Below are 12,871 nucleotides of genomic sequence, written 5' to 3'. Positions count from 1 at the left end.
CGCAGTCCCCGTGGGAGCGAGCAGGCTCGCTCCCACAAGGGTTTCGGGCTTGGCAGTTAGTTTGTGGGTGCCGCCAGTTGCGGCGGCGGGGTGAAGTCGAACGGTGCCAACGCAAACCCATTCTCATCCACCTGCAACGCCCACCCCTGACGATCCCAATCACCCAACACAATGCGCTTGGCCGCCTGTTCGCCAATCTGCAACTTGTGGATGGCCGGGCGATGGGTATGCCCATGGATCAAGGTCTTCACGCCATAGGCCTGCATGATCCGCGGCACTTCTTGCGGCGTGACATCAACAATGTCATTGGCCTTCATCCGCGTCTGCGCACGGCTTTCACTGCGCAGCTTGCGCGCCAGTTTATGGCGAGTCCGCAAAGGCAAGTGCCGCAGGATGAACAGGGTGATCGGATTACGCAGATAGCGACGCAGCTTCATATAAGCCTCGTCGCGGGTGCAGAGGCTGTCGCCGTGCATCAATAGCACCGGCTCGCCGTAGAAGGGCACGACACTCGGGTCTTTCAGCAATGTACAGCCGGCCTGTTCGCAGAAGGCCTGGCCGAGCATGAAGTCGCGATTGCCGTGCATCAGAAAAATGGCCGTGCCGCTGTCGCTAAGATTGCGCAGGGCCTGGCAGATGGAACGCTGGAACGGCGTCATGGCATCGTCGCCAATCCACGCCTCGAAAAAGTCGCCCAGGATGTACAGCGCACTCGCCGAGCGGGCGCGTCCGGCGAGCAAATCCAGAAACGCCCGGCTGATGTCCGGGCGCTCCTCTTCCAGATGCAAGTCTGAAATCAGCAGTATCACCCAATGATCTCGGCTTTCTCGATGATCACGTCTTCTGCTGGAACGTCCTGGTGGCCGGACTTCATGGTGGTGGAAACACCTTTGATCTTGTCGACCACGTCGGTGCCTGCAACGACTTTAGCGAATACCGCATAGCCCCAGCCCTGAGTGGTCTTGGCGCTGTGGTTCAGGAAGCTGTTGTCAGCCACGTTGATGAAGAACTGGGCGGACGCCGAATGCGGCTCCATGGTGCGCGCCATGGCCACGGTGTACTTCTCGTTCGGCAAGCCGTTGTCGGCTTCGTTCTGGATGCTCGGGCGCTTGTCTTTCTTTTCTTTCATGCCTGGCTCGAAACCGCCGCCCTGGATCATGAAGTTACCGATGACGCGGTGGAAAACAGTGTTTTCGTAGTGACCGGCGGTGACGTACTCGATGAAGTTGGCAACGGTCAGCGGTGCCTTTTCAGCGTTCAGTTCCAGGACGATGTCGCCATGGTTGGTGGTCAGTTTGACTTGGGTCATGATCGTACTCTTTCTATGAATTCGTGGGTTTCGGGGCGCTTGGGCCCGCAACCGGTCTGGCCTCTAACAGCCAAGGTACGCAGTTTAGCGCGACAGCCGCCAATTTCGAGGCTGTTTTTCATTTGCAGCCGATTAAATACAGCCGTTTGCAGGCCTGCTCTGTCAGCGACTTGACAGCATCGGCTATGATAGCGGCTTTGTTTTGTCAGGCCTTTCGTTCCGGCCACGCACTTGTACGTTCAAGGATCCTATGAGCAAGCCCACTGTCGACCCTACCTCGAATGCCAAGACCGGCCCAGCCGTGCCGGTCAATTTCCTGCGCCCGATCATCCAGGCGGACCTGGACTCGGGTAAGCGCACGCAGATCGTCACCCGTTTCCCGCCTGAGCCCAACGGCTACCTGCACATCGGTCATGCCAAGTCGATTTGTGTGAACTTCGGCCTGGCCCAGGAATTTGGCGGCGTCACGCACCTGCGTTTCGACGACACCAACCCGGCCAAGGAAGACCAGGAATACATCGACGCGATCGAAAGCGACGTCAAATGGCTGGGCTTCGAATGGTCCGGTGAAGTGCGCTACGCCTCGCAGTATTTCGACCAGTTGCACGACTGGGCGGTTGAACTGATCAAGGCTGGCAAGGCCTATGTCGATGACTTGAGCCCTGAACAGGCCAAGGAATACCGTGGCAGCCTGACCGAACCGGGCAAGAACAGTCCGTTCCGCGATCGTTCCGTGGAAGAAAACCTGGACTGGTTCGCCCGCATGAAGGCCGGTGAATTCAAGGATGGCGCACGCGTGTTGCGGGCCAAAATCGACATGGCCTCGCCGAACATGAACCTGCGCGACCCGATCATGTATCGCATCCGTCACGCTCACCACCACCAGACCGGTGACAAGTGGTGCATCTACCCGAACTACGACTTCACCCACGGTCAGTCGGACGCCATCGAAGGCATCACCCACTCGATCTGCACCCTGGAATTCGAAAGCCACCGTCCGCTGTACGAGTGGTTCCTCGAGAACCTGCCCGTGCCGGCGCAACCGCGTCAGTACGAATTCAGCCGTCTGAACCTGAACTACACCATCACCAGCAAGCGCAAGCTCAAGCAACTGGTCGATGAAAAGCACGTTTTTGGCTGGGACGACCCGCGCATGTCCACGCTGTCCGGCTTCCGCCGCCGTGGTTACACGCCGAAATCGATCCGCAACTTCTGCGAAATGGTCGGCACCAACCGTTCCGATGGCGTAGTGGACTTCGGCATGCTCGAATTCAGCATCCGTGACGACCTCGACCACAGCGCCCCGCGTGCCATGTGCGTGCTGCGTCCGCTGAAAGTCGTGATCACCAACTACCCGGAAGGCCAGGTCGAGCACCTCGAACTGCCGTGCCACCCGAAAGAAGACATGGGTGTACGCGTTCTGCCATTCGCCCGTGAGATCTACATCGACCGTGAAGACTTCATGGAAGAGCCGCCAAAAGGCTACAAGCGCCTGGAACCTGCTGGCGAAGTGCGTCTGCGCGGCAGCTACGTGATTCGCGCCGACGAAGCGATCAAGGATGCCGATGGCAACATCGTCGAACTGCGTTGCTCCTATGATCCGGAAACATTGGGCAAAAACCCTGAAGGCCGCAAGGTCAAAGGCGTGGTTCACTGGGTGCCGGCAGCGGCCAGCGTCGAGTGTGAAGTGCGTTTGTACGATCGCCTGTTCCGTTCGGCCAACCCTGAGAAGGCCGAAGACAGCGCCAGTTTCCTGGACAACATCAACCCTGACTCGCTGCAAGTGCTCACCGGTTGTCGTGCTGAACCCTCGCTGGGCAATGCACAGCCGGAAGACCGTTTCCAGTTCGAGCGCGAAGGTTACTTCTGCGCGGATATCAAGGACTCGAAACCAGGTCAGCCGGTATTCAACCGTACCGTGACCTTGCGTGATTCGTGGGGCCAGTGATTCAAGGAAACAAATAAAGTGCTAACGATTTACAACACGCTCACCAAGAGCAAAGAAGTCTTCAAGCCGCTGGATGGCAACAATGTGCGCATGTACGTCTGCGGGATGACCGTGTACGACTACTGCCACATTGGCCACGGCCGCAGCATGGTCGCGTTTGACCTGGTGACCCGCTGGTTGCGTTTCAGCGGCTACAACCTGACCTACGTACGCAACATTACCGATATCGAAGACAAGATCATCAATCGGGCCAAGGAGAACGGCGAGCCGTTTGACGTGCTGACCGAGCGCATGATCACTGCGATGCATGAGGACGAGGCACGCCTCAATATCCTCAAGCCCGACATGGAACCACGGGCCACCGATCATATTCCGGGCATGCTGAGCATGATCCAGACCTTGATCGACAAGGGTTATGCCTACGCCCCGGGCAATGGCGACGTGTATTACCGCGTCGCCAAGTTCATGGGCTACGGCAAGCTGTCGCGCAAGAAAATCGAAGACCTGCGCATCGGCGCGCGGATCGAAGTCGACGAGTCGAAACAGGACCCGCTGGACTTCGTGCTGTGGAAGGGCATCAAGCCGGGCGAGCCTAGCTGGCCTTCGCCTTGGGGCGCCGGTCGTCCGGGCTGGCACATCGAGTGCTCGGTGATGTCCACCTGCTGCCTCGGCGAGACCTTCGACATTCATGGCGGCGGCAGCGACCTCGAGTTCCCGCACCACGAAAACGAAATCGCCCAGAGCGAAGCGGCCACCGGCAAGACCTACGCCAACGCGTGGATGCATTGCGGCATGATTCGTATCAATGGCGAGAAGATGTCCAAGTCCTTGAACAACTTCTTCACCATTCGCGACGTGCTGGAAAAGTACCACCCGGAAGTCGTGCGTTATTTGTTGGTGTCGAGCCACTACCGCAGTGCGATCAACTATTCGGAAGACAACCTCAAGGACGCCAAAGGCGCACTCGAGCGTTTCTACCATGCGTTGAAAGGCCTGCCGAGCTTGGCGCCGGCTGGCGGCGAAGCCTTTGTCGAGCGTTTCACTCAGGTGATGAACGACGACTTCGGCACGCCGGAAGCCTGCGCGGTGCTGTTCGAGATGGTTCGCGAAATCAACCGTCTGCGCGAGAGCGATCTCAACGCGGCGGCGGGTCTGGCGGCACGCTTGAAGGAATTGGCTAGCGTGCTGGGCGTGTTGCAGCTTGAGGCGGATGACTTCTTACAGGCCGGCGCCGAAGGGCGTGTCGATGCGGCTGAGGTTGATGCGCTGATTGCCGCGCGCCTGGCCGCTCGTGCGGGTAAAGACTGGGCCGAATCCGACCGTATCCGCGACCAACTGACCGCGATGGGCGTGGTGCTGGAAGACGGGAAGGGTGGCACGACCTGGCGCCTGGCTGACTGATTGCTTCGTTGCTTGTGCCACTGATCGTTCCCACCGCGTGGGAACGATCAGTGGCCTGACTGGCGCAACCGCTTGTACAGGGTATTACGGCTAACCCCCAGTCGTCGGGCCAGGTGCGAGATATTGCCTCCCGCCGCCTGTAACTGCCGATTCAAGTCGTCGGCATCATTCAAATCCACCGCTAATGGCTCCGGTAAATCCACCGGCTCCATCTCCAAATCAACAAAGAAGTCATCCGGCAAATGCTCCGGCCGCACCGGTTGTTCCTCGGCCATGGCCAGCGCCACCTGCATCACGCTGCTGACCTGGCGCAAATTCCCCGGCCACGGGTGGCGCCCGAACAACGCCAATACCTCTCTGCTCAAACCGGCCCATTGGCTCGGCTCGCGGTGCTGTTCCCACAGGCGTTTGAACAAGGCCTCTTTATCACTGCGTTCTCTTAAGGGCGGCAGTTCGAGGGTCAAGCCACCAATCCGGTAATACAAGTCCTCGCGGAAGCGGCCGAGCTGAACCTGCTCGCGCAACGAGCGGTTGGTTGCCGAAATAATCCGGATATCCACCGGGAACAATTCGCTGCTGCCTACCGGTTGCACGCAACGCTCCTGTAACACTCGCAGCAGCCGGGCCTGAGTCGGCAACGGCATATCGCCGATTTCATCAAGGAACAGGGTGCCTTGGTCGGCCTTGCGGATCAGCCCGATGCTGCCTTTCTGGTTGGCGCCAGTGAACGCGCCTTTCTCGTAGCCAAACAGCTCAGACTCCACCAGTTCGGCGGGGATGGCTGCACAGTTGACGGCAATGAAAGGGTTTTTACTCCGAGAGCTGGCCTGATGCAGGGCTTTGACAAAGACTTCCTTGCCGACCCCGGTTTCGCCGTGGATCAACAATGGAATGTCTTTTTCTAGCAACCGCTCGGCCTGGCGCACGGCTTTTTCCACGCGGTTGTCACCGAAATGCAGGGAGTTGAGGCTGATCGCTGCCGGTGTCGCAACCGTGGGTTCTGCAAACAGCCGCGCCTGAACCCCTGTCTGTTTCGGTCGCTTCAACAGGCACTGGAAGCGGTTGCGTCCTGAGGTTTGCAAGGCGAAGGGCAGGCCGTCCGGCTGGTTCAACAACGCCAGCAGCGAGACCTTGAACAGGCTTTCGACACTGACCCGCGTCAGACTGATGCCCAGCAGGTTGTCGGCCCGCCGATTGGCCGACAGCACCTGACCGGTTTCATTGAAGATCAGCAACCCGGCCCATTGGCTGTCGAGATTGTTCAAGCCGGTGTTGAAGGTCAGCTGGAAATGCTGTCCATGGAACAGGTTGAGGATCAGCCGGTTTTCCACGGTCTGACTCATCATCTTGACCATGCCGAGCGTGTGGGACGGCGGCAGGTAGCTGTCGCTGGACACATCCAGCACCGCGATCATCTTGCGTTCGGCATCGAAAATCGGTGCGGCGGAACCGGTCATGAAACGGTTGGCCTTGAGGAAATGTTCGTCGTGCTCGATGTGCACGGCCTGTTCACAGGCCAGGGCGGTGCCGATCGCATTGGTGCCGCTGCAGCGTTCTATCCAGCTGGCACCGGCGCTGAAACCGCGGGTCAGGTTCGGCTCGATAAAACGCTGGGTACCCCAGGACGTCAGCACCTGGCCCTGATTGTCGGCGAGCATGATCAGGCAATTGGAGTTGCTGAGGATGTTCTCGTAGTACGGCAGGACTTCCTGGTGAGTGGTTTGCACCAGTGAGTGCTGGCTCTCCAGCAATTGCGCAATGCCCTCGGCCGGCAACTGATCGAACGCCGGCGCGCTCTGATGATTGAGGCCGAACGCGCGGCAACGGGACCAGGAGTCCTGGATGATGGCGTCGTGGGAGAGCGGCAAGGCGGGTGCGGCCATGGTCGGCAGTCTCTGAAAATGCTTTGTTGTTTTTGTTATGCGCCCGTCGTTGCGAGCCCAAAGCATCAGTAGAGTGTTGTTCACTATTGTTCATTGTCAACCGCCGGGTTGTTCAATTGTTCAGTCGAGGTTGTTCATTTCTGTTCAGCAACGAACGCGGTTTTTCTTCCTCTTCAAGGATTCTCAAGCCGGATCAACGGCTTGCAGTTTCTGGCACGAAAGTCGCTCTGTAGCTCCGGTCGCTTGACTCCAAAAATAAAAAAGGCCGAGCCATGTCATTAACCCTGGAGCACGTCACCCGCACCGTCGAAGGCCAGACCTGGATTGACGATGCGTGCCTTAGTTTCGAAGCCGGATCCTTCAACGTTTTGCTCGGGCGCACGCTGTCCGGCAAAACCAGTCTCATGCGCCTGATGGCCGGTCTGGACAAGCCCGACAGCGGCCGCATCCTGATGAACGGCGTCGACGTCACCCAGCGCCCTGTGCGCTTGCGCAACGTGTCGATGGTCTATCAGCAATTCATCAACTACCCGACCATGACGGTGTTCGAGAACATCGCTTCGCCATTGCGCCAGGGCGGCGTTTCCAATGAGCTGATCCAGAGCAAGGTGCTGGAAACCGCGAAGATGTTGCGCATCGAGAAATTCCTCCAGCGCCATCCGCTTGAACTCTCCGGCGGTCAGCAACAGCGCACGGCGATGGCCCGGGCGCTGGTCAAGGATGCCGAACTGATCCTGTTCGATGAGCCGTTGGTGAACCTCGATTACAAACTGCGCGAAGAATTGCGTCAGGAGATGCGCGAACTGTTCAAAGCTCGCCACACCATCGCCCTCTACGCCACCACCGAACCCAACGAAGCCCTGGCGCTGGGCGGCACCACCACCATTCTTCACGAAGGCCGGGTGATTCAGAGTGGCAAGTCTCCCGAGGTTTATCACCAGCCGCAAACCGTGCTGGCGGCGGAGCTGTTCTCCGAGCCGCCGATCAACCTGATGCCGGGGCGTATCGCCGGCAACGAAGTCAGCTTCGCCAATTTCGTGCACTTCCCGCTGAACGTCGACCTGCGGCCGGTGGGCGAGGGCGAATTCCGCTTTGGCGTTCGGCCCAGCCATATTTCGCTGGTGCCGAGCAACGACGATGACCTGGAACTGGCGGTGACCGTTGAGGTGGCCGAGATCAGCGGGTCGGAAACGTTCCTGCACGTGCGCAACGAACATTTCCTGTTGGTGCTGCACTTGCCCGGCGTTCACGAATACGACGTAGATGCACCGATTCGCATCTATATCCCGACCCATAAACTGTTTGTCTTTGATACGCAGGGGCGGCTGGTCCAGGCGCCCGGCCGCCGTATCGCGAGGGTTGCCTGATGGCCGAGATCCGCTTGCAGCACCTTGCTCACAGTTACAGCCGCACGCCGACGGGCCCCGAGGATTATGCGATTCGCGAAATGGATCACGTCTGGGAGCAGGGCGGTGCCTATGCCTTGCTCGGGCCTTCGGGCTGCGGCAAGTCGACGTTGCTCAACATCATTTCCGGGTTGCTGAGCCCGTCTCAGGGGCAGGTGCTATTCGACAGCAAAGTGGTCAACGAGCTGACCCCGGAGAAGCGCAACATCGCTCAGGTTTTCCAGTTTCCGGTGGTCTACGACACCATGACGGTGTTCGATAACCTGGCCTTCCCGCTGCGTAATCAGGGGATGGCCGAGGCGAAAGTTCACAGCAAGGTGCAGGAAATCGCCGAAGTCCTCGACCTCCAGACGCTGTTGAGCAAGAAGGCGCGCAACCTCAGCGCCGATGAAAAGCAGAAAGTCTCCATGGGCCGTGGGCTGGTGCGTGATGACGTGTCGGCGATCCTGTTCGATGAGCCGCTGACGGTGATCGATCCGCACCTGAAGTGGAAGCTGCGGCGCAAGCTCAAGCAGATCCACGAGCAGTTCAACATCACGATGGTCTATGTCACCCACGATCAGCTCGAAGCCTCGACCTTCGCCGACAAAATTGCGGTGATGTACGGCGGACAGATTGTGCAATTCGGTTCGCCGAGAGAACTGTTCGAGCGGCCGAGCCACACCTTTGTCGGCTATTTCATCGGCAGTCCGGGGATGAATCTGATCGAGGTACAGCCGCAGCCTGGCGGTGTCGGTTTCGCCTCGACCCATTTACCGCTTTGCGATGCTCAGCAGAAACGCGTCGCCGAGTCCGAGTGGAAAACCCTGAAAGTCGGCATCCGTCCGGAGTTCGTTCACGTGTGGGATGAGCCGTTTGATGAGGCGATGCAGGCACAGGTCGTACACGTCGAAGACCTTGGCACCTACAAGATCATCAGCCTGAACCTCGATGGCGCCCCTTTGAAAGTGCGCCTGGCCGAAGACAAGCCAGTGCCTGAGGGAACCGCCTACATCAGCTTCCCGGCTCAATGGTTGATGGTGTATGCCGACGAATATCTCTTGGAGACGTAGCCATGAACAAGGTGCAGAACAACAAGGCCTGGTGGCTGGTGTTGCCGGTGTTTTTGCTGGTGGCGTTCAGTGCGGTAATCCCGATGATGACCGTGGTCAACTACTCGGTGCAGGACATTTTCGACCAGTCCAGCCGCTACTTTGTCGGCGCCGACTGGTACAGGCAAGTGCTGCTCGATCCGCGCCTGCATGACTCATTGCTGCGCCAGTTCATTTACTCCGGCTGTGTGCTGCTGATCGAAATCCCGCTGGGCATCGCCATCGCCCTGACTATGCCGACCAAGGGCCGCTGGTCGTCGCTGGTGCTGATCATTCTGGCGATTCCGTTGCTGATTCCGTGGAACGTGGTCGGCACCATCTGGCAGATCTTCGGCAGGGCCGACATCGGGTTGCTGGGGTCGAGCCTCAATGCCATGGGCATCAGCTACAACTATGCGGCCAACACCATGGACGCCTGGGTCACGGTGCTGGTGATGGACGTCTGGCATTGGACCTCGTTGGTGGCGCTGTTGTGTTTCTCGGGGCTGCGGGCGATTCCGGATGTGTATTACCAGGCGGCACGGATTGATCGGGCATCGTCCTGGGCGGTTTTGCGACACATTCAGTTGCCCAAGCTCAAGAGCGTGCTGTTGATCGCGGTGATGTTGCGGTTCATGGATAGCTTCATGATCTATACCGAACCGTTCGTGCTCACGGGCGGTGGGCCGGGCAATGCCACGACGTTCCTCAGTCAGACCCTGACGCAAATGGCGATCGGTCAGTTCGACCTCGGCCCGGCGGCGGCTTTCTCGCTGGTGTACTTCCTGATCATCCTGTTGGTGTCCTGGCTGTTCTATACGGCCATGACTCACTCTGACGCCAACCGCTGAGGCCCGCCATGAGCAAGAGAAAGCTGATTCCGTTGCTGATCTACATCCTGTTCCTGCTGGTGCCGATCTACTGGCTGCTGAACATGTCCTTCAAGAGCAACACTGAAATCCTCAGCGGCCTGACGTTGTTTCCGCAGGATTTCACCTTCGCCAACTACAAGGTGATCTTCACCGATCCGGCCTGGTACACCGGTTACCTCAACTCGCTGTACTACGTGAGCCTGAACACGGTGATTTCGCTGAGTGTGGCATTGCCGGCCGCGTATGCGTTCTCGCGCTATCGGTTCCTCGGTGACAAGCACCTGTTTTTCTGGCTCCTGACCAATCGCATGGCACCGCCGGCGGTGTTTTTGCTGCCGTTCTTCCAGCTGTATTCCTCGATTGGATTGTTCGACACCCACATCGCCGTGGCACTGGCTCACTGCCTGTTTAACGTGCCGTTGGCGGTGTGGATCCTCGAAGGTTTCATGTCTGGCGTGCCCAAGGAGATCGACGAAACCGCCTACATCGACGGCTACAGTTTTCCCAAGTTCTTCGTGAAGATTTTCATTCCGCTGATTGGTTCAGGAATCGGTGTGACGGCGTTTTTCTGCTTCATGTTTTCCTGGGTCGAACTGCTGCTGGCGCGAACGCTGACCTCGGTCAATGCCAAACCGATTGCGGCGGTCATGACGCGCACGGTCTCGGCGTCGGGCATCGACTGGGGCGTGCTGGCGGCGGCCGGGGTATTAACCATCCTGCCAGGCATGCTGGTGATCTGGTTTGTTCGCAACCACGTGGCCAAGGGCTTTGCCCTGGGCCGGGTCTGAGGAGCTGATGATGGAATGGATGAGTTGGACCACCCCCACAGCGACGTTCTTTGTTGTCATTGGCCTGATTCTGGCGGGTATGACGACTTGGGAACTGTGTTCGCCGAGCATTCTTCGGCGTGGTTTGTTGCCGATTGCCACCACCCGTGGCGATCGGTTGTTTATCGGTCTTCTCGGCAGCGCCTACCTGCATTTGCTGGTAATCGGCGTCACCGACTGGAGCATCTGGGTGGCGTTCGCGTTGTCCCTGGTGTGGCTGTTGGCTGTGATGCGTTGGGGCTAGTCGAATCGCTCGGCAAAGTTGCTCCGAAACCCTAAAAGGAGGTCTCTATGTTCGACAAAAACAATAAGCTGCGACATAGCATTTCATTGGCAGCCCTGCTGGCACTCAGCGGTTTGAGCGCAACTGCCTGGGCGGATGCCTACGAAGACGCGGCGAAAAAATGGATCGGCAGCGAATTCAAACCGTCCACCCTGACGGCCGATCAGCAGCTTGAGGAATTGAAGTGGTTCATCAAGGCCGCCCAGCCGTTTCGCGGCATGGACATCAAGGTCGTCTCGGAAACCCTGACCACCCACGAATATGAGTCCAAGGTGCTGGCCAAGGCCTTTACCGAAATCACCGGGATCAAAGTGACCCACGACTTGCTGCAAGAAGGCGACGTGGTGGAAAAACTGCAGACGGTGATGCAATCGGACAAGAGCATCTATGACGGCTGGGTCAACGACTCGGACTTGATCGGCACGCACTTTCGATACGGCAAGACTGAATCGATCACTGACTTGATGGCGAACGAAGGCAAGGATTTCACTTCGCCGACCCTGGACATCAAAGACTTCATCGGCATTTCCTTCACGACAGCTCCCGACGGCAAGATCTACCAATTGCCCGATCAACAGTTCGCCAACCTCTACTGGTTCCGTGCGGACTGGTTTGAGCGTGCGGACTTAAAAGCCAAATTCAAGGAAAAGTATGGCTACGAGTTGGGCGTGCCAGTGAACTGGTCGGCCTATGAAGACATCGCCAAGTTCTTCAGCGAAGACGTCAAGGAAATCGACGGCAAGCGGGTCTTCGGGCACATGGATTATGGCAAGAAAGATCCGTCCCTGGGCTGGCGCTTCACCGATGCCTGGTTCTCCATGGCCGGTGGCGGCGACAAAGGCTTGCCTAACGGTTTGCCAGTGGACGAGTGGGGCATTCGTGTCGAAGACTGCCATCCGGTCGGTTCCAGCGTGACGCGCGGCGGCGATACCAACGGCCCGGCAGCGGTGTTTGCCACCACCAAATACGTCGAGTGGCTGAAGAAGTACGCGCCACCGGAAGCGGCAGGCATGACCTTCTCCGAGTCCGGTCCGGTACCGTCCCAGGGCAACATCGCCCAGCAGATTTTCTGGTACACCGCATTCACGGCCGACATGACCAAGCCAGGTCTGCCAGTGGTGAATGCCGATGGCACGCCGAAATGGCGCATGGCGCCATCGCCGCGCGGGCCGTACTGGGAAGAGGGCATGAAACTGGGGTATCAGGACGTGGGTTCCTGGACGTTCATGAAGTCCACGCCTGAGAAGCAGAAACTGGCGGCCTGGCTCTATGCGCAATTCGTGACGTCGAAAACCGTGTCGCTGAAGAAAACTATCGTCGGCCTGACCCCGATTCGCGAATCGGACATCAACTCGCAAGCGATGACGGATCTGGCGCCGAAACTCGGTGGCCTGGTCGAGTTCTACCGCAGCCCGGCCCGCGTGCAATGGACGCCGACCGGGACCAACGTGCCGGACTATCCGCGTTTGGCGCAACTGTGGTGGAGCCACATCGCCGAAGCGGCCAGCGGCGAGAAAACCCCGCAACAGGCGCTTGACGGCCTGGCCAAGGACCAGGACGCAATCATGAGCCGCCTGGAACGCTCCAAGGCCCAGGCCACCTGTGCGCCGAAAATGAACCCGGAACGCGACGCGCAATATTGGTTCGATCAACCGGGCGCGCCAAAACCGAAACTGGCCAACGAGAAACCGAAGGGCGAGACCGTGAACTACAACGAACTGCTGAAATCCTGGGCGGATGCGCGTAAGTAAAGGCTAAACCGCAAAAGGCGAATGGCACCGTGAGGTGCCGTTTTTTTTGGCGCCTGATCCATTGCAATTGCGAGCAAACCTGCGAAGGGTCCTGCCTGGACAATGGAGGTCTGGAGCCTGA

11 protein-coding genes are annotated in these 12,871 nt (G+C 58.6%); 8 read left to right on the top strand and 3 right to left on the bottom strand.

Annotated elements, in window-relative coordinates:
- Window positions 1-56 precede the first annotated feature (56 nt).
- Both lpxH and ACXPVS_RS09435 read right to left on the bottom strand, forming a co-directional pair.
- A complete protein-coding gene (gene lpxH, locus ACXPVS_RS09440; protein ID WP_458509682.1) occupies window positions 57-809 on the bottom strand; it encodes a UDP-2,3-diacylglucosamine diphosphatase in 753 nt (250 codons plus the stop codon).
- Window positions 806-1,309 carry a peptidylprolyl isomerase gene (locus tag ACXPVS_RS09435; protein WP_458509681.1) on the bottom strand — a complete coding sequence of 168 codons (504 nt, stop codon included), beginning with the start codon at window positions 1,307-1,309 and terminating at the stop codon, window positions 806-808. Before ACXPVS_RS09435 ends, lpxH begins: the two co-directional genes overlap by 4 nt.
- 250 nt (window positions 1,310-1,559) lie before the next feature.
- Between ACXPVS_RS09435 and ACXPVS_RS09430 the strand changes: the two genes are divergently transcribed.
- Window positions 1,560-3,257 (top strand): glutamine--tRNA ligase/YqeY domain fusion protein, encoded by a 1,698-nt coding sequence (locus ACXPVS_RS09430; RefSeq protein ID WP_458509680.1) that lies wholly within the window; start codon window positions 1,560-1,562, stop codon window positions 3,255-3,257.
- Between the two features lie 18 nt (window positions 3,258-3,275).
- On the top strand, window positions 3,276-4,658 hold the full coding sequence (cysS, locus tag ACXPVS_RS09425; RefSeq protein ID WP_458509679.1) for a cysteine--tRNA ligase: 1,383 nt from the start codon (window positions 3,276-3,278) through the stop codon (window positions 4,656-4,658).
- Between the two features lie 47 nt (window positions 4,659-4,705).
- Here the strand turns inward: cysS and ACXPVS_RS09420 are convergent, their stop codons facing one another.
- Window positions 4,706-6,541, bottom strand: a complete 1,836-nt coding sequence (locus ACXPVS_RS09420) for a sigma-54-dependent Fis family transcriptional regulator (RefSeq protein WP_458509678.1) — start codon at window positions 6,539-6,541, stop codon at window positions 4,706-4,708.
- 272 nt (window positions 6,542-6,813) lie between these two features.
- Between ACXPVS_RS09420 and ACXPVS_RS09415 the strand changes: the two genes are divergently transcribed.
- Genes ACXPVS_RS09415 through ACXPVS_RS09390 form a run of 6 tightly spaced genes read left to right on the top strand, consistent with a single transcriptional unit; the run spans window position 6,814 to window position 12,750 of the window.
- Entirely contained in the window at window positions 6,814-7,908 is a 1,095-nt protein-coding gene (locus tag ACXPVS_RS09415; protein ID WP_458509677.1) for an ABC transporter ATP-binding protein, read from the top strand.
- A complete protein-coding gene (locus ACXPVS_RS09410; protein ID WP_458509676.1) occupies window positions 7,908-8,999 on the top strand; it encodes an ABC transporter ATP-binding protein in 1,092 nt (363 codons plus the stop codon). Before ACXPVS_RS09415 ends, ACXPVS_RS09410 begins: the two co-directional genes overlap by 1 nt.
- A 2-nt stretch (window positions 9,000-9,001) precedes the next feature.
- On the top strand, window positions 9,002-9,868 hold the full coding sequence (locus tag ACXPVS_RS09405) for a carbohydrate ABC transporter permease (protein WP_458509675.1): 867 nt from the start codon (window positions 9,002-9,004) through the stop codon (window positions 9,866-9,868).
- Window positions 9,869-9,876: 8 nt separating this feature from the next.
- The gene (locus tag ACXPVS_RS09400) at window positions 9,877-10,677 is read left to right on the top strand and encodes a carbohydrate ABC transporter permease (RefSeq protein WP_266017097.1); all 801 of its coding nucleotides are present in this window, start codon (window positions 9,877-9,879) and stop codon (window positions 10,675-10,677) included.
- A gap of 10 nt (window positions 10,678-10,687) precedes the next feature.
- The gene (locus ACXPVS_RS09395) at window positions 10,688-10,960 is read left to right on the top strand and encodes a DUF2160 domain-containing protein (protein ID WP_458509674.1); all 273 of its coding nucleotides are present in this window, start codon (window positions 10,688-10,690) and stop codon (window positions 10,958-10,960) included.
- A 47-nt stretch (window positions 10,961-11,007) separates the two neighbouring features.
- Window positions 11,008-12,750, top strand: coding sequence for an ABC transporter substrate-binding protein (locus ACXPVS_RS09390; protein WP_458509673.1), 1,743 nt, complete (start codon window positions 11,008-11,010; stop codon window positions 12,748-12,750).
- Window positions 12,751-12,871 lie beyond the last annotated feature (121 nt).

This window comes from Pseudomonas sp. Ma2-10, assembly GCF_054330215.1.
The sequence above is the reverse complement of the archived record's forward strand: the minus strand, read 5'-3'. Positions and strand labels throughout refer to the sequence as shown.